The sequence below is a fragment of the Pseudomonas sp. SR18 genome (assembly GCF_023701505.1).
In the GTDB taxonomy this organism is placed as follows: Bacteria; Pseudomonadota; Gammaproteobacteria; order Pseudomonadales; family Pseudomonadaceae; genus Aquipseudomonas; species Aquipseudomonas cyclaminis.
The window spans coordinates 296,608-323,405 of record NZ_JAMQAU010000004.1 but is presented as its reverse complement, the minus strand read 5'-3'; the positions used below and the strand labels follow the sequence as shown (position 1 = coordinate 323,405).

Annotated in this window: 28 protein-coding genes; 16 read left to right on the top strand and 12 right to left on the bottom strand. The window is 61.7% G+C overall.

Going from position 1 to position 26,798, the window contains the following annotated elements; all coding sequences use genetic code 11:
- Nucleotides 1-69 precede the first annotated feature (69 nt).
- The 3 genes from NDJ82_RS09085 to NDJ82_RS09075 all read left to right on the top strand — a co-directional run bounded on the left by NDJ82_RS09085 (nucleotide 70) and on the right by NDJ82_RS09075 (nucleotide 3,055).
- The gene (locus NDJ82_RS09085) at nucleotides 70-1,029 is read left to right on the top strand and encodes a GlxA family transcriptional regulator (protein ID WP_099584612.1); all 960 of its coding nucleotides are present in this window, start codon (nucleotides 70-72) and stop codon (nucleotides 1,027-1,029) included.
- A 171-nt stretch (nucleotides 1,030-1,200) separates the two neighbouring features.
- The gene (locus NDJ82_RS09080; RefSeq protein WP_112196878.1) at nucleotides 1,201-2,310 is read left to right on the top strand and encodes a DUF3182 family protein; all 1,110 of its coding nucleotides are present in this window, start codon (nucleotides 1,201-1,203) and stop codon (nucleotides 2,308-2,310) included.
- On the top strand, nucleotides 2,300-3,055 hold the full coding sequence (locus NDJ82_RS09075; RefSeq protein WP_099584614.1) for an alpha/beta hydrolase family protein: 756 nt from the start codon (nucleotides 2,300-2,302) through the stop codon (nucleotides 3,053-3,055). The genes NDJ82_RS09080 and NDJ82_RS09075 overlap by 11 nt, the downstream gene beginning before the upstream one ends.
- A gap of 5 nt (nucleotides 3,056-3,060) precedes the next feature.
- On the opposite strand, the gene NDJ82_RS09070 is transcribed toward NDJ82_RS09075, so the two are convergent.
- The 3 genes from NDJ82_RS09070 to NDJ82_RS09060 are packed head-to-tail and all read right to left on the bottom strand — an operon-like array spanning nucleotide 3,061 to nucleotide 6,039.
- Nucleotides 3,061-4,005: a lysylphosphatidylglycerol synthase domain-containing protein gene (locus tag NDJ82_RS09070; protein ID WP_112196876.1), complete on the bottom strand. Its 945-nt coding sequence runs from the start codon at nucleotides 4,003-4,005 to the stop codon at nucleotides 3,061-3,063.
- Complete coding sequence (clsB, locus tag NDJ82_RS09065) at nucleotides 3,995-5,263, bottom strand: cardiolipin synthase ClsB (protein WP_191947536.1); 1,269 nt, start codon at nucleotides 5,261-5,263, stop codon at nucleotides 3,995-3,997. Before clsB ends, NDJ82_RS09070 begins: the two co-directional genes overlap by 11 nt.
- Nucleotides 5,260-6,039: an endonuclease/exonuclease/phosphatase family protein gene (locus NDJ82_RS09060; protein WP_099584617.1), complete on the bottom strand. Its 780-nt coding sequence runs from the start codon at nucleotides 6,037-6,039 to the stop codon at nucleotides 5,260-5,262. The genes clsB and NDJ82_RS09060 overlap by 4 nt, the downstream gene beginning before the upstream one ends.
- A 266-nt stretch (nucleotides 6,040-6,305) precedes the next feature.
- Between NDJ82_RS09060 and NDJ82_RS09055 the strand changes: the two genes are divergently transcribed.
- The 5 genes from NDJ82_RS09055 to NDJ82_RS09035 all read left to right on the top strand — a co-directional run bounded on the left by NDJ82_RS09055 (nucleotide 6,306) and on the right by NDJ82_RS09035 (nucleotide 13,301).
- Nucleotides 6,306-7,748 carry an OmpA family protein gene (locus NDJ82_RS09055; protein ID WP_198426410.1) on the top strand — a complete coding sequence of 481 codons (1,443 nt, stop codon included), beginning with the start codon at nucleotides 6,306-6,308 and terminating at the stop codon, nucleotides 7,746-7,748.
- 18 nt (nucleotides 7,749-7,766) lie between these two features.
- Complete coding sequence (locus NDJ82_RS09050) at nucleotides 7,767-9,329, top strand: hypothetical protein (protein ID WP_250925334.1); 1,563 nt, start codon at nucleotides 7,767-7,769, stop codon at nucleotides 9,327-9,329.
- Complete coding sequence (locus NDJ82_RS09045) at nucleotides 9,330-10,160, top strand: hypothetical protein (RefSeq protein WP_099584619.1); 831 nt, start codon at nucleotides 9,330-9,332, stop codon at nucleotides 10,158-10,160.
- Nucleotides 10,161-10,219: 59 nt separating this feature from the next.
- A complete protein-coding gene (locus NDJ82_RS09040) occupies nucleotides 10,220-12,304 on the top strand; it encodes a mechanosensitive ion channel family protein (protein WP_250925333.1) in 2,085 nt (694 codons plus the stop codon).
- A 112-nt stretch (nucleotides 12,305-12,416) separates the two neighbouring features.
- Nucleotides 12,417-13,301: a sugar nucleotide-binding protein gene (locus NDJ82_RS09035; protein WP_099584621.1), complete on the top strand. Its 885-nt coding sequence runs from the start codon at nucleotides 12,417-12,419 to the stop codon at nucleotides 13,299-13,301.
- Between the two features lie 127 nt (nucleotides 13,302-13,428).
- On the opposite strand, the gene NDJ82_RS09030 is transcribed toward NDJ82_RS09035, so the two are convergent.
- The 5 genes from NDJ82_RS09030 to NDJ82_RS09010 form a co-directional block, all read right to left on the bottom strand.
- Nucleotides 13,429-14,127 carry an OmpW/AlkL family protein gene (locus NDJ82_RS09030; RefSeq protein WP_099584622.1) on the bottom strand — a complete coding sequence of 233 codons (699 nt, stop codon included), beginning with the start codon at nucleotides 14,125-14,127 and terminating at the stop codon, nucleotides 13,429-13,431.
- A gap of 94 nt (nucleotides 14,128-14,221) precedes the next feature.
- Nucleotides 14,222-14,743, bottom strand: coding sequence for a DUF3299 domain-containing protein (locus NDJ82_RS09025; RefSeq protein ID WP_099584623.1), 522 nt, complete (start codon nucleotides 14,741-14,743; stop codon nucleotides 14,222-14,224).
- A gap of 11 nt (nucleotides 14,744-14,754) precedes the next feature.
- Complete coding sequence (locus NDJ82_RS09020; RefSeq protein WP_092358194.1) at nucleotides 14,755-16,020, bottom strand: ABC transporter permease; 1,266 nt, start codon at nucleotides 16,018-16,020, stop codon at nucleotides 14,755-14,757.
- Nucleotide 16,021: 1 nt separating this feature from the next.
- Entirely contained in the window at nucleotides 16,022-16,732 is a 711-nt protein-coding gene (locus NDJ82_RS09015; protein WP_099584624.1) for an ABC transporter ATP-binding protein, read from the bottom strand.
- Between the two features lie 6 nt (nucleotides 16,733-16,738).
- On the bottom strand, nucleotides 16,739-17,344 hold the full coding sequence (locus tag NDJ82_RS09010) for a DUF2796 domain-containing protein (protein WP_112196870.1): 606 nt from the start codon (nucleotides 17,342-17,344) through the stop codon (nucleotides 16,739-16,741).
- A gap of 132 nt (nucleotides 17,345-17,476) precedes the next feature.
- Between NDJ82_RS09010 and NDJ82_RS09005 the strand changes: the two genes are divergently transcribed.
- On the top strand, nucleotides 17,477-17,818 hold the full coding sequence (locus tag NDJ82_RS09005; RefSeq protein WP_122307043.1) for a hypothetical protein: 342 nt from the start codon (nucleotides 17,477-17,479) through the stop codon (nucleotides 17,816-17,818).
- On the opposite strand, the gene trxA is transcribed toward NDJ82_RS09005, so the two are convergent.
- The 4 genes from trxA to NDJ82_RS08985 all read right to left on the bottom strand — a co-directional run bounded on the left by trxA (nucleotide 17,815) and on the right by NDJ82_RS08985 (nucleotide 21,130).
- Nucleotides 17,815-18,687 (bottom strand): thioredoxin, encoded by an 873-nt coding sequence (trxA, locus tag NDJ82_RS09000; protein ID WP_191947543.1) that lies wholly within the window; start codon nucleotides 18,685-18,687, stop codon nucleotides 17,815-17,817. The genes NDJ82_RS09005 and trxA overlap by 4 nt on opposite strands.
- Nucleotides 18,688-18,759: 72 nt before the next feature.
- Nucleotides 18,760-19,761 carry an Abi family protein gene (locus NDJ82_RS08995; RefSeq protein WP_099584826.1) on the bottom strand — a complete coding sequence of 334 codons (1,002 nt, stop codon included), beginning with the start codon at nucleotides 19,759-19,761 and terminating at the stop codon, nucleotides 18,760-18,762.
- A gap of 263 nt (nucleotides 19,762-20,024) precedes the next feature.
- Nucleotides 20,025-20,678: a class I SAM-dependent methyltransferase gene (locus NDJ82_RS08990; protein ID WP_099584628.1), complete on the bottom strand. Its 654-nt coding sequence runs from the start codon at nucleotides 20,676-20,678 to the stop codon at nucleotides 20,025-20,027.
- Nucleotides 20,675-21,130, bottom strand: coding sequence for a YbaY family lipoprotein (locus NDJ82_RS08985; protein ID WP_122307046.1), 456 nt, complete (start codon nucleotides 21,128-21,130; stop codon nucleotides 20,675-20,677). Before NDJ82_RS08985 ends, NDJ82_RS08990 begins: the two co-directional genes overlap by 4 nt.
- A gap of 139 nt (nucleotides 21,131-21,269) precedes the next feature.
- Between NDJ82_RS08985 and nrdR the strand changes: the two genes are divergently transcribed.
- The 7 genes from nrdR (at nucleotide 21,270) to thiL (ending at nucleotide 26,737) form a co-directional block, all read left to right on the top strand.
- The gene (nrdR, locus tag NDJ82_RS08980; RefSeq protein WP_160385008.1) at nucleotides 21,270-21,740 is read left to right on the top strand and encodes a transcriptional regulator NrdR; all 471 of its coding nucleotides are present in this window, start codon (nucleotides 21,270-21,272) and stop codon (nucleotides 21,738-21,740) included.
- Nucleotides 21,737-22,873, top strand: coding sequence for a bifunctional diaminohydroxyphosphoribosylaminopyrimidine deaminase/5-amino-6-(5-phosphoribosylamino)uracil reductase RibD (gene ribD / locus NDJ82_RS08975; RefSeq protein WP_099584630.1), 1,137 nt, complete (start codon nucleotides 21,737-21,739; stop codon nucleotides 22,871-22,873). Before nrdR ends, ribD begins: the two co-directional genes overlap by 4 nt.
- A gap of 48 nt (nucleotides 22,874-22,921) precedes the next feature.
- Nucleotides 22,922-23,584 (top strand): riboflavin synthase, encoded by a 663-nt coding sequence (locus tag NDJ82_RS08970; protein WP_029299435.1) that lies wholly within the window; start codon nucleotides 22,922-22,924, stop codon nucleotides 23,582-23,584.
- Nucleotides 23,585-23,599: 15 nt separating this feature from the next.
- Nucleotides 23,600-24,691 (top strand): bifunctional 3,4-dihydroxy-2-butanone-4-phosphate synthase/GTP cyclohydrolase II, encoded by a 1,092-nt coding sequence (gene ribBA, locus NDJ82_RS08965; RefSeq protein ID WP_099584631.1) that lies wholly within the window; start codon nucleotides 23,600-23,602, stop codon nucleotides 24,689-24,691.
- Between the two features lie 88 nt (nucleotides 24,692-24,779).
- Nucleotides 24,780-25,256, top strand: coding sequence for a 6,7-dimethyl-8-ribityllumazine synthase (gene ribH / locus NDJ82_RS08960; RefSeq protein WP_003176356.1), 477 nt, complete (start codon nucleotides 24,780-24,782; stop codon nucleotides 25,254-25,256).
- The gene (nusB, locus tag NDJ82_RS08955; RefSeq protein WP_250925332.1) at nucleotides 25,253-25,753 is read left to right on the top strand and encodes a transcription antitermination factor NusB; all 501 of its coding nucleotides are present in this window, start codon (nucleotides 25,253-25,255) and stop codon (nucleotides 25,751-25,753) included. The genes ribH and nusB overlap by 4 nt, the downstream gene beginning before the upstream one ends.
- A gap of 18 nt (nucleotides 25,754-25,771) precedes the next feature.
- A complete protein-coding gene (gene thiL / locus NDJ82_RS08950) occupies nucleotides 25,772-26,737 on the top strand; it encodes a thiamine-phosphate kinase (RefSeq protein ID WP_158879359.1) in 966 nt (321 codons plus the stop codon).
- Nucleotides 26,738-26,798: the final 61 nt, after the last annotated feature.

The window sequence follows — 26,798 nt, the reverse complement described above, 5'->3', positions numbered from 1 at the left end:
GCCCAGTATCTTAGCTGGCGCCGACGCCGGGGATTGGCTGCACCGACAATAACAGGGGGAAAACTGACAATGGCGGTTGTTGAGCTGGGTGTGTTGATCTACCAAGGGGCGCAATTGGCCGCCGTGCATGGCCTGACCGACCTGTTCGGCGTGGCCAACCGGATCGCCGCCGAGCATCAGTCGGCACAACTGCCGCTGCTGCGGATCAGCCATTGGCACGTGGATGCCGATGGTCACCCGACACGGGTATTCGACAGCCACCCAGGCCCCGAGCAACCGATGATGGCCGTGCTGGTGCCACCGTCGATTGGTGTGTTCACCGATGAACAGTCGCCGCCTGCGCTGTTGGCGTGGCTTCGTCAGCAGCACGCGACGGGCACAGTGCTGGGCGGCGTGTGCATCGGCTCGATCATGCTGGCGCGCAGTGGCTTGCTGGATGGGCGCAGCGCGACCACCCATTGGTCTTCCGCCAAGTCTTTTGCCGCGCAGTACCCGGCCGTGCGCCTGGAAGCGGACAAACCCATCGTCGATGACGGCGACCTGATCACCACCGCCGGGCTGATGGCCTGGTCAGAGCTGGGCCTGCGTCTGGTTGACCGCCTGATGGGGCCGAGTATCGCTGCCGACACCGCGCGGTTTTTGGTCATTGAACACAGCGACAGCGCGAGCCAGTGCGGCAGCAACTTTGCGCCGATCCTCGGCCATGGCGACGTGGCGATTCTCAAAGTCCAGCATTGGTTGCAAGCCAGCGGCGCGGTGGAGGTGTCCGTGGCGGCCATGGCGCAAGAGGCGGGGCTGGAGGCGCGCACTTTCCTGCGGCGCTTTCGCGGCGCCACCGGCTTGAAACCCACCGAATACTGCCAGCACCTGCGGGTGGGCAAGGCGCGGCAGATGTTGGAATTCACCAACGGCACCATTGACCATATCGCCTGGACCGTGGGCTATCAGGACCCCAGCGCCTTTCGCGCCACCTTCAAGAAAATCACCGGCCTGGCGCCCAGCGATTACCGCAGCCGTTTTGGCGTGTGAATCGTGCAGAACGCCGCGCATTTGAGGCGTCGTCGTGCAGAATAAAACAGGCCAACTGCCATCGGTTTTTCAGTAACTGCTTGATTTCAAATCGCTTGCGCTCACAGCTGTTTTGGCCTGATCCCTGCAGCCTTCCTGATACACACATGGCGGGAAGGCCAAGGGGGATGCATGACCCCAACACAACGCAGGAAATGGGTGGTCGCTCACTCCACACGAGCGGGCGCACCCCAGCATGAGGTCGACACCAATCACAGCCTGGCCCGCTGGCTGGCGCAGATCCTGGGGCTTAAATTCGACGGCAGCTACGACCCGCGAAAACATGCTGGCCGGGAGCTTTATCTGCTACCCACTCAAACCCTGGTGGGCCCGGCGCAAGCTCTCGCGCTCAACATCAAAGGCCCCGAAGACCTGTGGGGCGGCTATGTCGATCACGACTTCATCTGCACCAAAGCCATCAGCCATGGTTTGCTGAGCCCTGAAGCCATCGCGCCCGAAGGATGGTCGCCGTTGTTCTGTGAGCGGGTAAGAACAGTCGTGTTGGATGGCCTCAGTGTGTTTTCGCTCGAAGACGCTTTACCCGCCGCCGCCCATTTGCTCGACGACGGGCCCATCCGCCTGAAACCGGTGCACGCCTGCGCCGGACGCGGCCAGGAAGTTATCCACAGCCTCGATGCCTTCAAGGCCGTACTCGCCCGACCCGACGCCGCGCAGTTGTTCAACGACGGCGTGGTGCTGGAGCAAGATCTGCGCGACGTGGTCACCCATAGCGTGGGCCAGAGTTTTATCGGCGATCACGTATTCAGCTACTGCGGGCAGCAATACCTGACCGAGGACGGGCAGGGCGAAAGCGTCTATGGCGGCTCCGACTTGCTGGTCGTTCCGGGTTATTACGAAGATTTGCTTGAACTCGATCTGCCCGACGACGTACGACTGGCCATCGAGCAAGCGCAAATCTTCGACACGGCGGCAGATGAAGCCTACCCCGGCTTCTACGCGTCCCGGCGCAACTACGACATCGCTCAAGGCCTGGATAGCCACGGCCAGCGCCGCAGTGGCGTGCTCGAACAATCCTGGCGCATGGGCGGCGCCAGCAGCGCGGAGGTCGCGGCGCTGCAAAGCTTCATCAATCACCCGGGTCTTAACGCCATTCATGTGTCCTCGGTAGAAACCTATGTGGACCAGGCGCTGCCAGCGGATGCCATTGAGGTGTATCGCGGCCCCGCAGAAAACAGTGACTTTCTTCTCAAGTACGTGACGGTCAAATCTTATGACGGCTAGAAGTGAAACCATTTCCATCGACATCGACGACGAACAAATGAGCGGCACCTTCCTGAGCCCCAAATCCAAAGTACCAGGCGTGTTGTTTGTGCACGGTTGGGGCGGTAGCCAGGAGCGGGATCTGGAACGGGCCAAAGGCATCGCCGGCCTTGGCTGTGTGTGCCTCACTTTCGACCTGCGCGGCCACGCCGGTACCGGCATTCCATTGAACCGCGTCACCCGCGAAGACAACCTGCGCGACCTGCTGGCGGCCTACGACCGGCTGCTCGCCCACCCGGCCATCGACACCTCGGCGGTGGCGGTCGTGGGCACCAGTTATGGCGGTTACCTCGCCGCCATCCTCACCTCGTTGCGCCCGGTACGCTGGCTGGCGCTGCGTGTGCCGGCGCTGTACCGCGATCAGGAATGGCTCAAGCCCAAGCGCGACCTGGATAAGGTCGATTTGATGGATTACCGCAGCACCCTGGTGCACGCCGAGACCAATCGCGCATTACACGCCTGCGCGGCGTTTACCGGTGATGTGCTGATCGTCGAATCGGAAACCGACGACCATGTGCCCCATGCCACCATCATGAGCTACCGCGCGGCGTGCCAGCAGACGCACTCCCTGACGCACCGCATCATTGATGGCGCTGACCATTCCCTCAGCGATCCGGTGTCCCAGCAGGCCTACACCTCAATCCTGGTCGACTGGATTACCGAGATGGTGGTCGGCGAGCGGTTGAGCATCATCCAGTCCCAGTAGCCCGTTCAGGCGGGTGTTTTCTTTACCCGCAACGCCTTGGCCTTGGCTTCTACACCCACGTACATCACCAAGGCGATCAGCAGCGGGCAGATAAAGTAGATCGCCCGGTACGCAATCAACCCCGCCAGCAAACTGCCCCGCGACGCCTCATGTTGCAGCAGCCCGATAAACACCGCTTCCAGTACCCCAAGCCCCGCCGGAATATGGGTGAGCACACCGGCAATCGCGCTGATCAGCAACACCCCAAGTACCAGCGGATAGTCCAACTTGGCGGGCAGCAGGGTAAAAATTACCGCCGCCATCAGCGACCAGTTCAACGCGCCCAACGCCAGTTGCAAACAGGCCATGCGCAGCGACGGCAGGTTGATCTCAATGCCGCGGATCGACCACGCGCGTTTTTTCGAAAACTGGCAGGCGGCCAGGTAGCCGAGGCTGGCCAACACCAGCAACACGCCCACCCCTTGCAACGCGCCGCTGCTCAGTTTCCAGCCCGGCGGCATGGTCACCAGCCCGCTGCTGAAAACCGCGCCGGCCAACGCCATGTAGCCAAACCAATTGGTGGCCAGGCTCAGGCCGAGAATCTTGGCGATATTGCTGCTGCTCACCCCCAGCCGCGAATACAGCCGATAGCGCATGGCGATGCCGCCAACCCACGCGCTGAGGTTGAGGTTGAACGCATAACTGATAATCCCTACCGGCAAGATCTGCTTCCAGCGCAACGGCTGGCGGATGTAGGTGCGGCCGATCAGGTCGAAGCAGGCGTAGACGATAAAGCTGCACAGGGTCAACGCGCCCGCGATCAGCAAGGTGCGCAGTTTGAACTCACCGAGTGTCTGGACCACCTCGCTCCAGTCGATCCGGCGGGCGAGCAGGGTGAATAGCACGATCAGCAGCAGGAAGAAGACGATGGTCAGTGGCTTCTTCCAACGCTTGAAACGATCAGCTGTCATGGCGCTGGCCCTCATGCACGAAGGGTTTCAAACGTGGCTTGTGTGCCGGCAACCAGCCGGTCAGCGCGGGGAAGTGGCGCATTACATGGAACACCAGAAAGCCGACGGTCAATCGCCACAACCACAGGCGTGGCTTGCGGTTTTCCGGGATGGTCTGGCAGTGATTCTGACTGAGTGCTTGCAGGCGCTCGTACAGTTGCTGATTAAACGCGCGGTCGCGAATCAACACATTGGCTTCCAGGTTCAGCGCCAGGCTCAGCGGGTCGAGGTTGCTCGAACCCACCGTGCTCCACTCGTCATCCACCAGCGCGACCTTGCCGTGCAGCGGGCGCTGGCAGTATTCGTGAATCACCACGCCGTCCTTGAGCAGATAGTCGTAGAGCATGCGCGCCGCCAGCTTGGCCAGCAGTACGTCGGGTTGGCCCTGCATGATCAATTGCACCTGCACACCACGGCGCGCCGCGTTGCGGATTTCCCGCAGCAGGCGGTAGCCGGGGAAGAAATACGCGTTGGCGATCACGGCTCGGTGTCGGGCCTTGCTCAAGGCGTGGATATACGCTTCTTCGATGTCGTCACGATGTTGCAGGTTGTCGCGGTAGATCAGGCGCACCAGGCCGTCGCCGTGCTCGTTCGACCACGCTGAAGGCCGTTGCTGGCGCCGCCGCCAACCGCGCCGCGTGCGCACCTGACGGCCACTTTGCGCCAGGGCAAAGTGGTGCAGATCGGCCACCGCCGGGCCAGTGATTTGCACCGCGTAATCCTGTTTGGCCTCGGGGCCGAAATCCCCCAAGTGATCGGCAGAGAAGTTGATCCCGCCGATAAACCCCACCGTGGCGTCCACCACCACAATCTTGCGGTGCAGGCGGCGGAACCAGTTGGTGCGAATGCCCAGGGTCTTGGACGCCGGATCGAACATCTGCACCGTCACCCCAGCCTCGGCCAGTTCACCGAGAAACGCCGGGCTCAGCTCGCCGCAGCCAAAACCATCCAGGCTGACCACCACCTTGACCCCACGCTGCGCGGCCTCGATCAGGATGCCTTGCAGCTCATGGCCGACCTTGTCTTCGAAGAGGATGAAGGTCTCCAGCAGGATCTCGCGCCGGGCCTGGCGCATCGCTTCGAAGACCTTGGGAAAATACGCTTCGCCGTTTTCCAGCAACTCGACCTGATTGCCGCTTTGCCAGCCGTAATCCAGGTCGCGGGCCTTGGTTTCATCCGGCGGTTGGTCGGTGGAAATGTGCTCGACGGCAATGTTCATAGCTCAATCTCCACCGACAGCGGTACGTGGTCTGACAGATGCGACCACGGCCGGGTGGTCAGCACCTTGGGGTTGTGCACCTTTACGTTACGCACGTAAATGCGATCCAGCGCCAGCAACGGCAGGCGAGCTGGAAAGGTGCGCGCCGGTTTGCCAAGGGCGTGCACAAACACCTCGGTGAGGCCGCTTTGGCTCAGGTCGGCACGCTGGCGCCAGTCGTTGAAATCGCCGGCGACCACCAGTGGTGCATCGGCGGGAATCTCGCGGATGCGCTGCTCCAGCAAACGCAATTGCTGCTGGCGATGCACCTCGCGCAAGCCCAGGTGAATACAGATCGCATGCACTTCCTGCCCGTTGCCCGGCAGGCGCAACACGCAATGCAGCAAACCACGGTTTTCATGGCCGCTTTGGGAGATGTCGAGGTTGTCGTAGCTCACGATCTGGAATTTCGACAGCAACGCATTGCCGTGATCGCCATGGGGATACACCGCGTTGCGCCCGTAAGCAAACTGCGGCCAGATGCTGTCGGCCAGAAACTCGTATTGCGGCATGTTCGGCCAGTCGCTGTAGCGCTGCGGATGGCGCTCGTGGGTGCCGTGGATTTCCTGCAGGAACACCATGTCCGCGCCCACACTGCGCACCGCTTCGCGCAGCTCGGGCAGGATGAAGCGTCGGTTCAGGGCCGTGAAGCCCTTGTGGATATTGACCGTCAGCACCGTAAAGCGCGTGATGGCGACGCTGGGGGTTACGGGCACCCAGTCTGGGATCGCAGTCATGTGTATTCCTGTGAAGAGTGGCGCAATGCTTCATGTAAGGGCTGACTGCCGGTGGCTGGAGAAAGTTTCGAGCGTCCTACGGACGGTTCTGGAGGACGCATAGAGTTACAAATGCTGTTGAATTGCCATCAGTGACGTGATCCAATCCCGCGCTATCTACCCCATTCAACGATTGTGCAGGGCCTGTTCATGGATGATGCAGTTGGCGCTTTTCTGGCGCTGGCAGTGGGTCGGCGGCTCTTTTCATGAAGGCCGGAACCCATCAAGTGAATACCTCCTTTACCCGAAAAATCAGCCTGCTTGCCGGCGCCGTGGCGCTCAGCGGCTGCGCGACGCTTAACGATGCGGGCAAAAACTACGGCACGGCCATTGGTTGCGCCGGGGGTGCATTGCTCGGCGCCGGCTTGACGTACGCGATCACCGGCGACGCCAAAAAGGCCATCGTCGGCGGCGGCGTGGGCGCGGCGGCCGGTTGTGTGGCGGGCAACTTGTGGCAGAACCGCTTGCAGGAACTGGAGCGGATTGCCAAAGAAGAGAACCTGAACATTCAGGTGCAAACCCTGCAAAGCCAGGACGTGGCTACCGGCACCACCCGAGCCCCTGCGCCGACCGAGGCGGGCATCGTCGCCCAGGTGCAGGATGAAGGCATGTTCGCCACCGGCAGCGCGCAGTTGAGCACCAACGGTCAGCGCCAGGTGCGCAAGCTGGCCGCCGCGTTTGCGCCCAAGCAGGGCCAGAACAGCCAAGCGGCGATTCTGGTCGTCGGCCACACCGACGCCACCGGCAGCGCCGCCACCAACCAGCGATTGTCCGAGCAGCGCGCCCGCGCTGTGGCGTCGATCCTGGCCGAGCAAGGCATCGCGCCGCAGCGCATGTTCTTCCAGGGCGCGGGGGCTTCGCGGCCGATCGCCGACAACAGCGACGTGCAGCAACGCGGCAAGAACCGTCGGGTTGAGATCGTTGAAGTGACCGACCGCAACATGCTGGTCAAGCGCGTCAACGCCGAACAGAACAACTCCAAATACCTCACGCACGGCACCTCGACCGAGCCCGTGCGTACCGTCGCCAGCGCGCCGAAAAACAAGCCTGCCGTCACAACCAAACCGGCTGCCCAGAGCCAACCCGCTGACGCCGGCACCGCGCTGGTCGACTTCGGTGGCACGCCTGCCAGCGACACGCGCTGGACCCTGGCCCAAGGCATCGCGCCGAAAAAGGCCGGCTTCGCCCTAGTCAGCAGTGCCCACGCCAGCGACCTGCCCAACAGCAGTTGCGAGGCCGACCGCCCGCGTGAAACCGGCAAAGTGTTCAACCTCGCCAGCGGCAAGGCGCTCGACACCCAAGTCACCACCGAATACCTGCCGGGCTACAACAACCGCGTGTGGGCCAACGTAGTCAATGGCCACCTGGTGACGCTGTCGCCGGTTTCGATCCTGCGCGATGGCGCCAGCGTCGACCGCCAGCCCTTCATCGAAGTGGTCAAGGATTACAAAGAGGGCAACCGCAAATCGATCAAGAGCAAAGCCGTGGCCAACACCTACGAAGGTGAAGAACTGGTGCTCTATCGCGTATTCATCCAAGACCCCAAGGCACCGGTGTCGTGTATCGACGTGGTGTTCAGCAAGAAAAACTCCGAAGCCACGGACGGTGCGTTGTTCTACCCGCGCAGCCGTGAAGCTTTCACTACCCGTTTCGTGCCGATTCGCGCGTAAGACTCAAGGACATACACCATGGAAGACTTCAGCTTCAATGCGCTGACGGCCCTGCTCTGGGCAAACAAACTAATCACCGGCTTGGTGATCTCCACATTGCTGGCGGCCATCCTGATTCAAGCGTATTGGGACAAGGTGGGTTATTTCGTCATGCGTGTGTGGCACGGCGTGCCTGTGATCGGCAAGGTGGCGCGCTTGTCCAAGCAGAGCCTGATGCTTGACGCCCACGGCTGGCCGAAATCCGAAAGCGAGCTGTGCGACGCGTACTACTCGCGCTATGAAAAAATCGGCGCGGAAGATGTCGATTTCTTCAACAAGAGCGAATCCTACCTGCGCACCATCGGTGAGCGCGGGCGCCGCGAGCGGCCGTTCTGGGTGTTTGCCCTGATCTTTATGCTGATCATGTTCGAGGCCGTGGGTTTCGCCTACGTGCTGGTGCCCTTTATCAACCAGAACCTGTCGGCCAACGATCAAAGCTGGATGGGCTGGTTGTTCGCCTTCTTGCTGGCGGTCGCCTCGGCGATCCTGGCCGAAGTCACTGGCCGCGCCGCGCACAAGAACGCGCTGATCAGCAAGGCACGCCACTGGTGGGAAAACGACAGCGACAGCGACCGCCCGAACCAGCTCAAGGAGTTGCCGGGCATCGGCATCAAACACACCGACAGCGATAAAGACGGCAAGGACTACAACCGCATCCTGGCGCGCATCAACACCAACCACACCGTGACGCCGAGCCGTGGCTGGATGATCACCACCGGTATCTGGATCGCGATTATCGCGATCGCCGCGTTCGGTATCCGCACCATGCAGCTCAAAAGCATCGAGACCGAAATGGTCGGCAGCCCCCATGCCTTTGCCCAGCAAAATTACGACTCGGCCAGCCCGTTCGAACTGCCGGCCGATTCGGCGGCGATCAACGATCAGGCCGACAAGCAAACCCTGACCGACAAGATGGACGCGATCCGCAAAGCCTCGCTGATCACCTTCATTGTGCTATCGGTGATCTACATCGCGATCCAGATCACCAGCATCTGGCTGGCGTCGATCTTCGGGTTTGCCGGGGTCGAATCCAAGACCGCCTGGGAACACACCCACAAATTTTCCAGCGGCGAAGCCCTGGAAAACTGGATGCAGAGCCAGCGCGTGGAAATTGCCTCCCATGCCGATCACAAACTGAGCAAGTTGCAGCTCAAGCTCGCCGGGCGCACCACCACCAACGCCCAGCAGCAGGCGGCGTTGACCACGGCGCACAATCGCAGCTTCGAGACCTTCGTAGCGCGCAAACAGGCGTTGCCGGGCAATCCGCAACCGGTGGCCAAACCCGTCAGTGTTCCGGTTGCACCTGCTGCACCGGTGGTAGCGGAAGTCGCGGCTCCAGTTCCAACTCCTGTAGCAGCCCCCGTGCAGACGCCGGTTGCTGCCTCGGAGGGTCTCGATGCCCTGCGCGGCAAGGACCTGACGGCCTACAGCGAAGAACAATTGGCAACGATCAGCCGTGTCAAAGGCCACGCACTGGAAGATGTGCTGGCGCTGCGTGCCGAACAGCAATTGCTTAAAGACTTTGACGCCACAGGTGCCTGAATGATGATCCCGCGCTTTTTCTGTGCCCTGTTGCTGGCGCCCTTGATGGCGATGGCAGGCGAGCGCAATGACATTCCGGATTGCTACCCCTACGCCAAGGTCGCCGAGTTTCGGCCCGTGGCCGCGGGGCGCGAGTTGACAGTGATCATCGATCAAACGATCCCGATGCCCGAGGTCATTCAGAAGTCCACCTGGGCCCAGATTCAGCGCTTTGTACAACCGGGCGACAAGGTCCGGCTGTACAGCTTCTCGGCGTTTCTGCCGGGGCAGTTCATGCAGTTGCGCTTTGCCGGTGAACTCAACCAGGGCATCGACGAGAAGGTCCGCGAGCGGGTCGGTATGCAATCGCTGCGCACCTTCGACACCTGCCTTGCCGAGCAGCGCAGCTTTTTCAACAAGACCTTTGGCAAGGTGTTTGTGACCACGCTGCGTGAAGCGTCCGAAGACATTGCACGCAGTGAAATCTTCCAGTCGTTGCGTGATATCGGCAACGACCTGGGCCAGCAACCGGCCCAGGAACGTGTGGTGTTGTTGATTTCCGACATGCTGGAAAACAGCGATTTCGGCAGCTTCTACGCCAACAACCGGATTCGTGACCTGCAACCCGACGCCGAGCTCAAGCGTGTGGCCGACAAGGGTCTGTTCGCCGACCTGCAGGGCGCGCGCGTCTATGTGGCCGGAGCGGCGCTGGTGACCAAGGATGTCAAGCAGGCGTATCGTTCCGGCAAGACTATCCAAGCGTTGGAAGGCTTCTGGAAAGGCTATTTCGCTGGTTCCAACGCGCAGTTGGTAGCGTTTGGCGCGCCGAGCCTGAATGTCGACCTGAAGTGAACCATCCTCGCTGAAACCCGTCAGTTCCTTACAGACCCTTCTGTAAGGAGCCCGGTGTTTTGCTCAATCTCAAGACTGCTTTACTGCTGGGTGCGCTGCTATGTTGCGGCAGTGGCGCACTGCACGCCGCGGCGGCGGCGCCTGAACCCGAGGCGCCGGCCAAGCCGGAGTTGCTGGTAGAAGGCGGTCTGCTGGGTGCGATCAGCTCCAGCATCGACGACGTGCAGGACAAGCTCGACCTCAACCAGAACCTGATCGACGCCTGGCGCCTGCGTGCGGACAGGGCGGCGGATGAAGTAGGGCGGTTGGTTAACCAAACGTCAGAACGTTCGCCGTGGACCGTGGCCGGAAATTTCCTGCTGCTGTCCGGGGTGTGGGTCGGCGCGTTTACCGTACTGACGCTGTTGGGGCGGTTTATCGTGCAGCGCCTGGGGCGACGGTCATTTGTTGCACAGCGCAAGCGCTTGCACGCGGTGCTCGGGTATGTGGTGCCCTACACGATCCCGGCGCTGATCTGCTTGCCGCTGACCCTTTATGTCAGTCACTTTCTGCCCACTTCAGTGGGGCGTGCGCTGGCGCTGTGTTTTGCCTATGCCACCAGCAGCGGCATTTTTTCCACGTCGATGCTGTTGTGCGTCATTGTCATGTTCAACGTCGGTCACAAGCGCCCGGCAGTGCAGATTATTCGCGATTATTGCCCCAAGCCGCTGTTCTTGATCGGCTTCCTCGCCGCCCTCAGCGATGCCCTGACCAGCCCACAAATCGCCCGTCAACTGGGCGGTAATATCACCAGTAGCATCGCGGTGTTTACCGGGCTGTTCGCGGCAGTGATCTTCGGCGTGCTGGTGGTGCGCCTGCGTCGGCCGGTCGCCCACCTGATCCGCAATCGACCTCTGGCTCAGCGCCTTAAACACCCGGCGTTGCAGCAATCGTTGCGGGTGTTTTCCGGCTTGTGGTACTGGCCGATTCTGTTGATGGTGCTGGTCTCGGCCATCAACTTGATCGGTGCCGGTGACGATAACCAGAAAGCCCTGCGTTGCGCGCTGTTCACCACGATTCTGCTGATTGGCACCGTGTTCCTGAGTACCGTGCTGCAGCACCTGTTCAAGTCTCGCAGCCAGGTGGCGATCCAGCGCAGCAGCGCCTACAAGGAACGTTTCCTCAGTCTGTTGCACGCGATCCTGCGCATCGTCATGGCCATCGCCTTTATCGAAATCCTCGGGCGGATCTGGGGTGTGTCGTTGTTCGAGTTTGCCCAGCGCAACTCGATAGGACGGGCGATCAGCGACTCTTTGAGCAGCATCGGCCTGATCCTGCTGATGACGTGGCTGTTCTGGGTGGTGCTCGACACGGCGATCCAGGAAGCGCTGAAACCGCCAGTGAACAAACGCTCCAACCGCCAGCCGAGCACGCGGGTGAAAACCATCCTGCCGCTGGTGCGTAATGCGGTGAAGATCATTCTGGTGGTCATCTGCGCGATCACCACCATGGCCAACCTGGGCATCAATGTCGCACCGCTGCTGGCGGGTGCCGGTGTGGTCGGCCTGGCCATTGGTTTCGGCTCACAGCAACTGGTGCAGGATGTGATCACCGGGTTGTTCATCATCATTGAGGACACGCTGTCCATCGGCGACTGGGTGGTGCTTGACTCCGGCCACGCCGGCACCGTTGAGGGCCTGACCATCCGCACCCTGCGCCTGCGCGACGGCAAGGGTTTTGTGCATTCGGTGCCGTTCGGACAGATCAAGGCTGTCACCAATCAGTCGCGGCAATTTGCCTATGCGTTCTTCTCGGTGCAGTTCACCTACGACACCGATGTGGACAAGGCCGTGGAGTTGATTCGTGAAGCTGGTCAGGCGATCCGCGACGATGTGTTCCTCAAGTACAACCTGCAAGGGCCGCTGGAGGTGTTTGGTGTCGACAGGATGGACCTCAATGGTGTGGTGCTCACGGCGCAGTTCCGCACAGTGTCGGGTGGGCAATATGCTGTCAGTCGTGCCTTTAATCAGCGTCTGAAAAAGCTTGTGGATAACTGCCCCGAGGTGCACTTCGCGCAGACTTATCCACAGCAGGTCATGATGCCTCAGCGTACGGCGCTGGAGCACGCGCCGGCAGAGCCCGATGTCAAGACACTTAATCCGTGACGGTTGCGCTACAAACCCGCAAAATGCAACGATTCTGGCAACTGCCAGCGGCAAGGCCCATGGGCCTGCCGACCATAGCCAACGTTCCAAACAGACCGGGCCTGCTCAATCTATGCGAATGCGCCTTATGTTACTGGGCGGCGGGAATGCCCTCGGGCAGGCGCTGATTCGCCTCGGTGCAGAGGAAGACATCGGTTTCCTCGCACCCAAACCGCCCCAAGACGGCTGGGATGCCGCGAGCCTCACCCAATTGCTCGACGACACCCGTCCCGATGCCTTGATCAATCTCGCCTACTACTTCGACTGGTTCCAGGCCGAAGCCGTCAGCGAAACCCGTTTGGCTTCCCAGGAGTTCGCCATCGAACGCCTGGCCGAACTGTGCCAACACCACAACATCACCTTGCTCCAACCGTCCAGCTACCGCGTATTCGATGGCTCCCGTGCCACCGCCTACAGCGAAAAGGACGAGCCGGTGCCCCTGGGCCTGCGCGGCCAGGCGTTGTGGCGTATCGAACAGAGTGTGCGCGCCACGTGCCCGCAGCATGTGTTGCTGCGCTTTGGCTGGCTGCTGGATGACAGCGTTGATGGCACTCTCGGGCGCTTCCTGGCCCGGGCCGAGAACACCGACGAGTTGCTGATGGCGGATGACCGACGCGGTAACCCGACGCCGGTGGATGATGCGGCGCGGGTGATCATTTCAGTGCTCAAGCAACTCGATTGCGCGGCGCCGCTGTGGGGCACTTACCACTACGCCGGCCAGGAGGCCACCACGCCGCTGGCGCTGGGCCAGGCGATTCTGACCGAAGCACGCAATTTCCACCCGTTGGCGATTGAATCACCCACCGCCCAGGCCCACGCGGCCCGGCCGGACGCGGCGGATGAGCCGCAACACGCGGTGCTGGCCTGCAAGAAAATCCTGCATACCTTTGGCATCAAGCCACGGGCGTGGCGAGCGGGGTTGCCGGCGTTGCTAGACCGGTTCTACCGCCACAGCTGAATCCAACACAAAACCCAAATGTGGGAGGGGGCTTGCCCCCGATAGCAGAGTGCCAGTCAACAGATTCGTTGGCTGATCCACCGCTATCGGGGGCCAGCCCCCTCCCACATGTGTTATGTGATGTTGCTTAGAACTTGTAACCGATACCCACCATGTAAACCATCGGGTCGACGTCCACATTGACCTTGGCACGTGTGCCCGGCGCCACGGCGTTGTTTTCCACGGTCGCCTTGGTGCTGATGTCGATGTAGCGCGCCTGGGCGTTGATCATCCACTTGTCGTTGATCATGTAGTCCGCGCCGATCTGCGCAGCCCACCCCCACGAGTTCTCAGCCTTGAAGTTGCTGAAGCCAGCCCCTTGGGCACGGCTGCCTACGTGTTCATCGTAGATCCAGGTGTAGTTGATACCGGCGCCGACGTACGGCTGGAAGGCGGACTTGTTGTCCAGCGGGTAGTACACGACGCTCAGGGTCGGCGGCAGGTGTTTCAGGGTGCCGAGCTTGCCATTGGCGGCGCCGAGGGCGGTGCCCTTGATCTTCACGTCGTGCTCGAACGGCGTGGCGGCCAGCAGTTCGATACCCACGTGATTGGTCAGCATGTAGGCGAAGTTGAGGCCCAGCTGGGTGTCGCTGCTCATGGTCGCCTTGCCGCCCAGATTGGCGCCGGCCAGCGGGCCCTGGTCAACCTTGACGGTGCTGCTGTCGGCCTTCGGGTTCACGGTGATAGCACCGGCGCGAACCAGAATGTCGCCCGCTTCGTGAGCGTGGGCAAGGGGGGCGACGAGGGCGAGCGCGAAGAGGGACGCGCCGAGCAGAGACTTGTTCATGGGAGCTCCAAAGGACGTTTAAAAGTTGTACGTCCAATGGTAAAGATCGTTCCGTCTGGTCTTTTGACTCAGCTCAATGAAAGGGCGATCAGGGTTATTCCTGCAGCTCGTACATGTAAATCTTCTCGGCCTCCATCTGGTAACCGGCGTCGGCCAGTTCGCTGGTAGACGGCTTGACCTGCATCGCGCCTTCAATCCAGTACGGCTGGTACAACTCATCGAGTTTTACCCCGACTTCGCTTTTCACATGCACGATCTGGTTCGACGGCGGCGGCGGTACGTGGATGCACGCGCCGAAATACGGCACCAGCAAAAACTCGGTGGTGCGGCCTTCCTCACTGACTTCCAACGGCACGATATAGCCCGGCAGGCGGATGTGCTGGCCATTGAGGCTCTGCACCACCGGCGCATTGGGCAAGTCCTGCTTGGCCGCGGGCGCGGCTTCGACGGCCAGGGCGTCGGCCATGTTCGACAGGTCATGCAGCGGTTTCATATTGGGGACTTCCGGCGGCGCGTCCGGCGGAATCATCTCTTGCCAGGACAAATCCTTGGGCTGCTCATCCGCCCAGGCCGGAACGACCACCAGCAACAACAGTGCGAACAGGGCACGACGCATCGAAGCCTTCCTCATAAACGTATGGACAGGCCATCGGCCAAGGATTGTCGGTAGGCGCGCCAGGCCGGCACGCTACCCATCAACAGCGCAGCAGCCAGGATACCGGCGAGCAGGGTCCATTCATATTCGCTTGGCCATGACATCGGCAGGTCCAGCCCGTAATTGGCCTGCAAATACCCGCGCGACGCGGCGATGCACACATACAGCAGGCCCACGCCTGCGATCACGCCGGATAGGGCCAGGGCGAAGGCTTCGAAGATCAGCAACGTCGCGATATGCCACGGCCGTGCACCCACCGAGCGCAGGATCGCCATTTCGCGGCGGCGTTCGTTAAGGCTGGTGAGGATCGCCGTGAGCATGCCGATCAAGCCGGTCAGCACCACGAACAGCGAGATCACGAACAGCGCTTTTTCGGCGGTGCCCATCATGCTCCACAGCTCTTGCAACGCCACGCCCGGCAAGATCGCGAGCATCGGCTCGCCACGGAATTCATTGATCTCCCGTTGCAGGGCGAAAGTGGAAATCTTGTTGTTCAGGCCAAGCATAAAGGCGGTGATGGCCTGCGGAGTCAGGTCCATGTTGCGCGCCTGGTCGGCGCTGATACGGCCTTTACCCTGGGCCGGCACGCCGTTGTGCCAGTCGATATGGATCGCTTCCATGCCGCCCAGGCTGATGTGCAACGTGCGGTCCACCGGCGTGCCGGTACGTTTGAGAATACCGACCACGGTGAACGGTTTGTCATCATGTTTCACCAGGCTGACCACCGCCACACCATGGGCCAGTACCAGCTTGTCGCCGAGCTTGTAATGCAGGGCATCGGCCACCTCGGCGCCGAGCACCACTTCGAACGGGTCGGTGGCAAAGGCACGGCCACTGGCGAGTTCGAGGTTTTGCTTGCGGCCGTACTGATAGTGCTCGAAGTAGGATTCGTTGGTGCCCATCACCCGGTAGCCGCGATGGGAGTCGCCGAGGGAAATCGGGATCGCCCATTTGACCTGGGGGTTGGCGGCGAAGTGCTCGTAGCTGTCCCAGCGGATATTGTTGGTCGCGTTGCCGATGCGAAACACCGAATACAGCAGCAGGTTGACCGAGCCGGAACGCGCGCCGACGATCAGGTCGGTGCCGCTGATGGTGCTGGCGAAACTGTTGCGTGCCTCAACGCGCACCCGTTCCACCGCGAGCAACAAGCAGACTGAAAGCGCGATGGCGAACGCGGTGAGGATCGCGGTAAAGCGGCGGTTAGCCAGGCTGGCCATGGCCAGACGAAACAAATACATCTCAAACCTCTGCGGGCGTGGCGGCACGATTGAGTTCGGCCAGCGACAGGTTGCGGTCGAACAACGGCGCCAGGCTCTGGTCGTGGCTGACAAACAACAGGCTGGCGCCAGCGTCGCGGCATTCAGCGAACAGCAGCTGAAGGAAAGCTTCGCGGGCGTCGTAGTCCAGGGCCGAGGTGGGTTCGTCGGCGATCACCAGCTCCGGTTGGCCGATCAGCGCACGGGCGGCGGCCACTCGTTGCTGCTGGCCGATGGACAGCGAGTCGGCACGGCGCTCCAGCAGGTCTTTATCCTTCAAGCCCAAATGTGCGAGCAACGTGGCGGCGGCCTGGTCGACACTGCCGTGGCGCTGCTTTGCACGCTGCGCACGCAGTTTGGAAAAGTGGCAAGGCAACTCGACGTTTTCGCGCACCGACAGGAACGGCAGCAGGTTGAATTGCTGGAAGACGTAGCCGGTATGGTCGACGCGGAAACGATCACGGGCGCCGGCCGAGAGTTCGGTCAGCTCCTGGCCCAGCAGGCGAATGCTGCCTCGGCTGGGCGTCTGCACGCCGCCCAACAGGCCCAGCAGCGTAGTCTTGCCACTGCCGCTCGGGCCCTTGAGAAACAGGGTTTCCCCCGCGTCCAGGCGGAACGCGGGAATATCCAGCAACTGTGGGTGACCGGGCCAGTTGAAGCCCAGGTCAGACAGTTCGATCAGTGCTTGGGTCATGTGAACTCAGAACTTCAGGGTGGCTGCTGTGGCCGTGGCGTCAACACCTTGCTGGCCGCTCGGGCCGATCAGTTGTACCTGAATTTTCTGGGTGGCGGGGAAGGTCTTGAAGACCTGCGTCAGGTCCAGATTGCTCAAGGCAGTCGGCGTGGCGCAGGTGAATTGGTAATGGGCGTGGATTTCGCTGTGGTCGTGATGATGCTCGTGGGCGCCGTCCTTGGCGTCGTGATCGTGGTCATCATCGTCGTCGTGGTCGGCTTCCGGCTTGTCGCCGAACAACGGGCTGTTGAGTTCCTGGCTGCTGACCACGCAACCGGCGGCCTTGGGCAGGTTGAACAGGGCCGCTGGGTTTTCCAGCTGTTTGCGCGCGGCGGCGACCTTGGCCTTGTCGGCCGCAGTAGTGGCGACGTGCTCGAAACCGACCAGGTTCATGGCCGGGCTGTCCAGCTCAAGCTCCAGGGCCTGGCCGTCGAGTACGGCATTGAGGCGGCCGACGCCGTGCTCGTGGGCGCCAAGGCTGCCGTGTTCGTGGTCGTGATCATGCTCGTCGGCTGCGTGAGCAATGGCGAGTGGCAGCAGGGCGAACGGCAAAGCGAGCAGCAGGCGGCGCATGAGAAGGCTCCAGAACATGAAAGTTATGTTATGTGATCTTATAACAATAGAGCCGAGAGTTTGACCGTCTGCTTGGCGTTGCGCAAGCCGCATGGGAGCATGCCCGTCAGAAAAACTGCAGGAGTAAGGACGATGTTGCGAATTCGTGGAACCGTCGGCGACCTGCCGGTGGACTTGACCCTGGAACTGGACGACGGCGACTGGGCACGGCTGGGCGCGCAGTTGCAGGCCGCACCCACCCCGACTGCGCCGACAGCGGCGCCGGTTAAACAAAATGAGGATCTGTGGCAGAACGCCCTGGACCTGTTGCGCAGCGCCGGGCAACTCACTGGCCTGGAACTGCTCGACCAACTGGAAGCCCTGGCTGGCGATGCCTCGGCGGGCAAGCGCCTGTTGGTGCGCCTGCGCCACAGCGCCAAGGTCAAGGTGAGCAGCGGCGGGGATACGCCGCTGTACAGTTGGATCGGCGATTAGTACAGCGCGGCAAACAACTTGCGGCGGTACGCGGTGACCAGTGGATGGTCATTGCCCAGCAGTTCGAACACTTGCAGCAAGGTCTTGTGCGGCAGGCCTTCGCTGTAGCTGCGGTTGCGGATAAACAATTTGAGCAGGCCTTCCAGCGCGGCGTCGTACTGCTGGCGCGCCAGTTGTTGGATGCTCAACTGATAGGCGGCTTCATCGTCCTGCGGGTTTTGCGCCAGACGGCTTTTCAAGTCGGCGGCGTCCGGCAGGTCGGCGGCCTGGCGCAGAAAGGTGATTTGCGCCTTGGCCCCGGCGAGCGCGGCTTTGTGGTCGTCGCTTTTAACGGCGTCGAGCACGGTTTGCGCTTCACCCAGCTCACCACGTTCGGCCAGGCAGCGCGCGTACAGGATCAATGCGGCAGCGTTGGTGTTGTCCTCGCCCAGCAGTGCGACGAGTACGGCTTCGGCTTCGCTGATGCGACCTTCGGCAAACAACGTTTGGGCCTGCACCAACGGATCAGCCGCTTTTGGCGCAGGCATCTGCACATGGGGCTCCAACAGTGCACGCACCGCCGACTCCGGCTGCGCGCCAGCAAAACCATCCACCGGCTGGCCATCCTTGAACAGCACCACCGTCGGCAGGCTTTGAATGCCAAAGCGCGCAACAATTTCCTGCTCGGCTTCGCAATCGACCTTGGCCAACAGCAACTCGCCCTGATAACTCTCGGCAATCTGCGCCAGCATCGGCATCAACGCCTTGCACGGCGCGCACCACTCGGCCCAGAAATCCACCAGGACGGGTTTTTCGAAGGAGTTCTGGATCACGGCCTGGTCGAAGTTGGCGGTGGTGACGTCGAAGATGTACGGCGTGGGCTCACTCATGGGGCGTCTCGAATAAAGCGGGAATGGGGCAACTATAAGGGCTGGCGCAGGCTACCGGAAGCTGCATGGCTCTCAGCCGGGAGAGGCGTGCCAAAAAGGGTCTTGATACCAGTCCTGAGGAAAGCCCATGGCTTTCAAGCTGACATCAGGAAACTCGTCGATAAGTTGGTACAGGCGCTGATCCCAATGGGTGTGTGGGCTTACTTGATGCATCAGGTGGTTAAGAATACAAAGTACGGCGAAAATTCGGCTATGAGGCCCTTGTTGGAGAAGATGTTCCGGCCACAAGAAATTAGCTTTCTTCGGGAGCTCGGGACGAATACCCAATTCTCGGTTCCACATCCGTGAATGATGGGCGCATACATTTCGAATGGTGGTCAACGTGTGCAGCCAGGATTGCATCAGGGGGGATGGGAGTTGCAGGCGCCTGGCAATGGCTTTTTTGTCCACGTCCTTTGCCAAACCTTTGTACAGGTGGGACAAATCACCCAGCGTCAGTTCCTCAAGCATGGCCCAGCCGGGCATCAATGAAGGCTGGTCATAGGTCAACGGGTAGTGACGGCTGTAGCTTTCTCTTGCCCTTTGGTGTTTGAGCAGGTCTTTTCTCGCACTGTCTGCCTGGGATCTATCGATGCGCTCGCATTCTCGCTGGTAATCGCGTGTCGCGGTCGACTGCTTCAGGGACAACGTCGTGAGCAGGCGTTGATGATCGTATGCGTGATGAAAGATCTGCGGGTTGATGTACCAGTGGCTGCCATAAACGGGGCCCATGTGGTTACTGATGACTGCACGCGATGCCACCTCGACTCTTTCTATGGCGTCCATAGTTAATAAACGAAGTCGTTGATCGAAGTTGTAAAGGCGAGTTAATTGGCTGAATTGGCTGCCGTCACGGAATCTGTGCTCGACATCTTCCGGCTTTTGGAAGGGCCGCATGTAAGGGCTTAGTCGGAAAAAACTGACAAACCGCAGGAAAGCCTCGGCGCGAGCCCCATTATGAATATTCAATCCGCGAAGCTTGAGGAGCTCCAATTGCGCAGGCACGTCGATGGCAGGCTTGCTGAACGTCCTCATGCCAAAAAAGTACCGGGCATAAAAAACCCGCACAATTTGTGCTTGGCTACTGACGCAACCAGAGGCATGGCGGGTGTATTGCCGCAAAGGTTAGGTAGCTGCCTGACTTTATGCAAGACCTTTGTGTTGCCGTAGATAAGCGAGGTTTTCTGAAAAAACATGCAGGTCGATTGTCCGGGCCGCGTGCGAAAGGAAGGCATTTTCCATGCCCTGTCGCTCACTGTCTCAGCCAACCTGTTGCCGAAAATTTGTAACGCGCAACCTTAGCGCCGCGAATGGTACAGGCTCACCTTGCGAAACTCCCAAGGCTCGGCCAGGTCGGGCAGGGTCAGCGCGTCGAGGATTTCCAGGCGCTGGTAAGCCGGGTGCTGGAAGTCGCGCACCCGTGAATCCGCGACCAGTGCTTCGCGGCCACGGCTGAGGAAGTGATCCAGCAGCGGCAGGTTGGCGCGGTCGTAGAGCACGTCGGCTACCAGGATCAGGTCGAAGCGGTCGGCTTCGGTGAAGAAGTCGGCCGAGTAGGTCAGTTCCACGTGATTGAGCTCGGCATTGGCGCGGCAAGCCGCCAAGGCCAGCGGGTCCAGATCGCAGGCCACCACTTCCAACGCGCCGGCTTTGACCGCTGCAATCGCGGCCACGCCGGAACCGGCACCGAAGTCCAGCACGCGCTTGCCGGCGACCCACTCGGGGTTCGCCGCCAAATACCGCGCCAATGCCAGGCCGCTGGCCCAGCAAAAACTCCAGTAGGGCGGCTCATGCAGGATGCGCCGGGTTTCTTCGGGGCTGAAGGCGCGGTCCATGTTGTCCGCATCCAGCAACCACAACGACAGCTCGGTACCCGGCAGTGGGCAGGGCACCAGTTGCGCGTCGCCGATCAGTTCGCTCAGGGCGCGCTGCAAGTCCAACGGCGGCGTCATGGTGCCTTGACGAGTTCCAGGGGGCCGGTGGTCTGGGTGATTGCCTGGGTGATGCGCACGGCGGGCAGGTGCAGGATCAACTGGCCGGATTGGCTGGCGCGGCCGCGCAGTTCAACCCGCGCCCCGGCCGGGAAGGCCTCGGGGTTGAAGCGCAGGCGGAAGGCCAATGGCTTGCCATTGCCGGTCAGCACGCTGCTGGCGAGCAGTTGTTGCGGGCGCGAGCGGTCGTCGATCACCAGCAGGGCCATCTCGACTTCGGCCCCGGCGGGCACGTTGGTCAGGCTGCCGTTGATTTCACGCTGGTAGGCGGGCAGTGGGCCTAGGTCTTCAATGCCCGGGACTTTTTTCTCTTGCGCAGGCACCGGTTGAGGCGTGGAAGGTTTGGGGGCTTCGCTGCTGCAGGCGACCAGGACACTGAACAGGGTGAGCAAAACAAGTGGTCGTAACTGCATGTACGGCTCCAGAAAGGACAAAATCCGTGACTTGAAATGTAAGAAACATAATAGCCCGCCTATATACCGTAAAGGCTATGGCTTGTCTTGCCACAGGGATGCGCTACCATGGCCCTCCCTTTTTTTGTTGCCTGCCACCATGCACTGTCCCTTCTGCGGTGCCAACGACACCAAGGTCATTGACTCGCGTCTGGTCGCCGAGGGCGATCAAGTACGTCGCCGGCGCGAATGCCTGGCCTCTGGCTGCGGTGAACGTTTCACCACCTTCGAAACCGCCGAACTGGTATTGCCACGTCTGATCAAATCCGACGGCAGCCGCCAGCCCTTCGACGAAGAAAAACTGCGCGCCGGTATGCAGCGCGCCCTGGAAAAACGCCCGGTGAGTGTCGAGCGGCTGGAAGCGGCGCTGGTGCACATCAAGCACAAGCTGCGGGCGACCGGCGAGCGCGAGGTCAAGAGCCTGGTGGTGGGCGAGTTGGTGATGGGCGAGCTGCAAAAGCTCGACGAAGTCGCCTATATCCGTTTCGCTTCGGTGTATCGACGCTTCCAGGACCTCAATGAGTTCCGCGAAGAGATCGACCGCCTGGCCCGTGAGCCGGTCAAACCATGATCCCACCTATCGCTGAACAAGCTGTCCTCGACGCCCATTACATGGCCCGCGCCCTAGAACTGGCGCGCAAGGGCCGCTACACCACTCACCCCAACCCTCGGGTGGGCTGCGTGATCGTGCGAGATGGCCAGATTGTCGGCGAAGGCTGGCATGAGCGCACCGGCGAACCCCATGCCGAACCCAATGCCCTGCGCGCCGCCGGGGACAAGGCCCGTGGCGCCACCGTGTACGTGACCCTCGAACCGTGCAGTCATCACGGTCGTACACCGCCGTGCGCCGATGCGCTGGTGAGTGCTGGCGTTGCGCGGGTCGTGGCCGGCATGCAGGACCCCAACCCGGAAGTGGCAGGGCGCGGTATGCAGCGCCTGGCCCAGGCCGGGATCGAGATTCGCAGCGGCGTATTGGAAAGTGAGGCGCGGGCGCTGAACCCGGGTTTTCTCAAGCGTATGGAACACGGCCTGCCGTTTGTGCGGGTCAAGCTGGCGATGAGCCTGGACGGCCGCACGGCGATGGCCAGCGGCGAAAGCCAATGGATCACCGGCCCTGCCGCCCGCGCCGCCGTGCAGCGCCTGCGCGCCGAGGCCAGCGTGGTGCTGACCGGCGCCGACACGGTGTTGGCCGACGGCGCGCGGCTGACCGTGCGCGCCGCCGAGCTGGGCCTGGATGAAGCAACCACCGCCCTGGCCATGTCGCGCCCGCCGCTGCGTGTGTTGATCGACGGTCGCCTGCGGGTGCCGCTCAACGCGCCGTTCTTCAAGGCGGGTCCGGCATTGGTCATCACCTGTGTCACCCCGGAGAACCAGTTCCCCCGTGGCCCTGAGTGCCTGGTGGTGCCGGGTGTGGAAGGCCAGGTCGACCTGCGTTCGGCGCTGGTGGCCCTGGCGGCGCGTGGCGTCAACGAGGTGCTGGTGGAAGCCGGCCCAAGCCTGGCAGGGGCGTTTGCCCAGCAGGGGCTGGTGGACGAATACGTGATTTTCGTCGCCGGCAAGTTCCTCGGCTCTGCCGCTCGGCCGTTGCTGGACTGGCCGCTTGAGAAGCTGGCCGACGCCCCCCAACTCAAGATCACTGAAATGCGCGCTGTAGGCGACGACTGGCGGGTCACTGCCATCCCTGTGCCAGCAGCGAGCGTATAATTCCCGGCCTGCGCTTGCGCGTCAGCCCCTCGTTTTCAGGAGAACGAAATGTTCACCGGCATTATCGAATCCATCGGCAGCATCCGTGCAATGACCCCCAAAGGCGGCGACGTACGCCTGCTGGTTGAAACCGGCAAGCTCGACCTCGGCGACGTCAAGCTGGGCGACAGCATTGCCGTCAGCGGCGTGTGCCTGACCGTCATCGAGCTGCCTGGCAATGGCTTTGCCGCCGACGTCAGCCGGGAGACCCTGGACTGCACCGCGATGAATGACCTCAAGGCCGGCAGCCCGGTCAACCTGGAAAAAGCCCTGACGCCCACCACCCGCCTCGGTGGTCATCTGGTCAGCGGCCACGTCGACGGTGTCGGCGAAGTGGTTGCCCGCAGCGAAAACGCCCGCGCCGTGGAATTCCGCATTCGCGCGCCGAAAGAGCTGGCCAAGTACATTGCCCACAAAGGCTCGATCACCGTCGACGGCACCAGCCTGACCGTGAACGCCGTGAATGGCGCCGAATTCGAGCTGACCATCATTCCCCACACCCTGAGCGAAACCATCATGGCGTCGTACCAGCCTGGTCGCCGGGTGAATCTGGAAGTCGACTTGCTTGCCCGTTACCTGGAGCGCCTGTTGTTGGGCGACAAGGCCGCAGAGCCTGCTGCAGGTAACATCACTGAAAGTTTTTTGGCCGCTAACGGCTACCTGAAATCCTGACCAAGGGGGTGCCGCGTGGCGCTCAATAACATCGAAGAACTGGTTGAAGACATCCGCCAAGGCAAGATGGTCATCCTGATGGACGACGAAGACCGCGAGAACGAAGGCGACATCATCATGGCCGCCGAGGCCTGCAAGCCCGAGCACATCAACTTCATGGCCAAGCACGCCCGTGGGCTGATCTGCATGCCCATGAGCCGCGAGCGCTGCGAGCTGCTCAAGCTGCCGTTGATGGCGCCGCGCAATGGCTCGGGGTTTGGTACAAAGTTCACGGTGTCGATTGAAGCGACCACCGGCGTCACCACCGGCATCTCCGCCGCTGACCGCGCCCGCACCGTGCAAGCGGCTGCCGCGAAAGACGCCAAGGCCGAAGACATTGTCAGCCCTGGCCATATCTTCCCGCTGATGGCCCAACCGGGCGGCACCCTGGCCCGTGCCGGCCATACCGAAGCGGCCTGCGACCTGGCGCGCATGGCCGGTTTCGAGCCCAGCGGCGTGATCTGCGAAGTGATGAACGACGACGGCACCATGGCCCGTCGCGCCGAACTCGAAGCCTTTGCCGCCGAGCACAACATCAAGATCGGCACCATTGCCGACCTGATCCACTACCGGATGATCCACGAACGTACCGTTCAGCGGATTGCCGAGCAGCCGCTGGACAGCGAACTGGGCCAATTCAACCTGGTGACCTACCGTGATTCGGTGGAAGGCGACGTGCACATGGCCCTGACCCTGGGCGCCATCAGCGGTGACGAACCGACCCTGGTGCGCGTGCACAACATGGACCCACTGCGCGACCTGTTGATGGTCAAGCAGCCGGGCCGTTGGAGCCTGCGCGCCGCCATGGCTGCGGTGTCCGAGGCGGGCAGCGGTGTGGTGTTGCTGCTGGGTAACCCGGTGGACGGCGACGTATTGCTCGCCCATATCCGCGAAACCGCCGAGCAGACCCAGGCCAAAACACCGACCACCTACAGCATCGTCGGGGCCGGTTCGCAGATTCTGCGGGACCTCGGTGTGCGCAAAATGCGCCTGATGAGTGCACCGATGAAATTTAATGCGATATCCGGATTCGATCTGGAAGTTGTAGAATACGTGCCCTCCGAATAAAGGCTGGCGTTTGTTGCCCCTTGTTCGCGGTTAAATCATCACTGAGGGACGCACTTTTCGCGTCCCGGCTCTTTAAGAGATTTGTCGAATGACCCTGAAGACCATCGAAGGTACCTTCATCGCCCCCAAAGGCCGCTATGCCCTGGTGGTTGGCCGCTTCAACAGCTTTGTGGTTGAAAGCCTGGTAAGCGGTGCCGTGGATGCCCTGGTTCGCCACGGTGTGAGCGAAAGCGACATCACGATTATCCGTGCCCCTGGCGCCTTCGAAATTCCACTGGTTGCGCAAAAAGTTGCTCAACAGGGTGAATACGCAGCCATCATCGCCCTGGGCGCTGTGATTCGTGGCGGTACTCCGCACTTCGAATACGTGGCCGGCGAATGCACCAAGGGCCTGGCCCAGGTGTCCATGGAGTTCGGCGTGCCAGTCGCTTTCGGCGTACTGACCGTTGATTCCATCGAGCAAGCCATCGAGCGTTCCGGCACCAAGGCCGGTAACAAAGGCGCTGAAGCTGCCTTGTCCGCCCTGGAAATGGTTAGCCTGCTGTCGCAGTTGGAGGCCAAGTGATTTCTGACGAGAGCGATCAGTTCAACCCTCAGGACCCGCGTCCTGCCGATGCCGGCAAGCCGTCCAAGAGCGAGAAGCGTCGCAAGGCGCGTCAACTTGCGACCCAGGCGCTGTACCAGCGTCACCTGGCAGGCGCTTCGCTGAACGAAATCGAGGCACAGTTTCGCGTCGATAACGACTTCACCTTCGCCGACCAGAGCTACTTCCACGACATCCTGCACGGCGTGCATGCCAACCTGACCGAGATCGACACAGCCCTGGCGCCTTGCCTGGACCTGACCATCGAAGAACTCGACCCGGTTGAGCTGTGCGTATTGCGCCTGTCCACCTGGGAACTGCTCAAGCGTGTCGACGTGCCGTACCGCGTGGTGATCAACGAAGGTATCGAGCTGGCGAAAGTCTACGGTTCGACCGACGGCCACAAGTTCGTCAACGGCGTGCTCGACAAGCTGGCCCCGCGCCTGCGTGAAGCCGAAGTGAAGGAACACAAGCGCTAACCTGCGCTTGAGTCCTGAATGGGTGAGTTTGAGCTGATCCGCAAGTACTTCGCCGCCGCGCCCTGTGCGCAGGGCGGCGACGGCATTGCCTTGGGGATTGGCGACGACTGCGCCCTGCTGGCGCTCCCTGCCGGGGAGCAACTGGCAATCTCCACCGATACCTTGGTGGCCGGCGTGCACTTTGCCGACCCCTGCGATCCGTTTCTGCTCGGCCAGCGCTCGTTGGCGGTAGCGGTGAGCGATCTGGCCGCCATGGGCGCCAACCCCCTCGCATTTACCCTTGCACTCACGACACCCACCGTCGATGCCGACTGGTTGCAACGCTATGCCCAGGGCTTGAACGCCATGGCGCTGAGCTGCGGCGTGGGTCTGGTGGGTGGCGACACCACGCGCGGCCCGCTCAGCCTGACCCTGACCGTGTTCGGGCGTGTACCGGCGGGCCAGGCGTTGACGCGCAGCGGTGCGCAACCGGGCGACCTGCTGTGCGTCGGCGGCGAGTTGGGCAATGCCGCTGGCGCCTTGCCGCTGGTACTGGGTCTGCGCAACGCCGATGAGGCCGTTGCGCAGCCACTGCTGGCCCATTACTGGTCACCGCAACCGCAGTTGGCCTTGGGGCTGGCGCTGCGCGGCAAAGCGACGGCTGCGATGGACATCTCCGACGGGCTGTTGGCCGATTGCGGGCATATCGCCAAGGCATCGGCTGTCAGCCTGTTGATCGAGCGTCAGCAGTTGCCGCTGTCCAGCGCCTTGCTGGCATTTGTTGGTGATGATGAGGCGCGGGTGGCTGCCTTGAGCGGTGGCGACGATTACGTGCTGGCGTTTACCTTGCCGCCCGTCGAGCTGGCGCCGTTGCTGGCCGACGGTTGGCCGGTGCACGTCATCGGCCGTGTCCAGGCGGGGCAGGGTGTGACGCTGCTTGACGCAAAGGGACAGGACATCACACCGGCCATCCGGGGTTATCAACACTTTCGCGACACGCCCTGAATCGGCGCACTGCGCTACCCTCTATAACGTCATTACTCAAGCAAGGTTTTGCAGGAGGTCG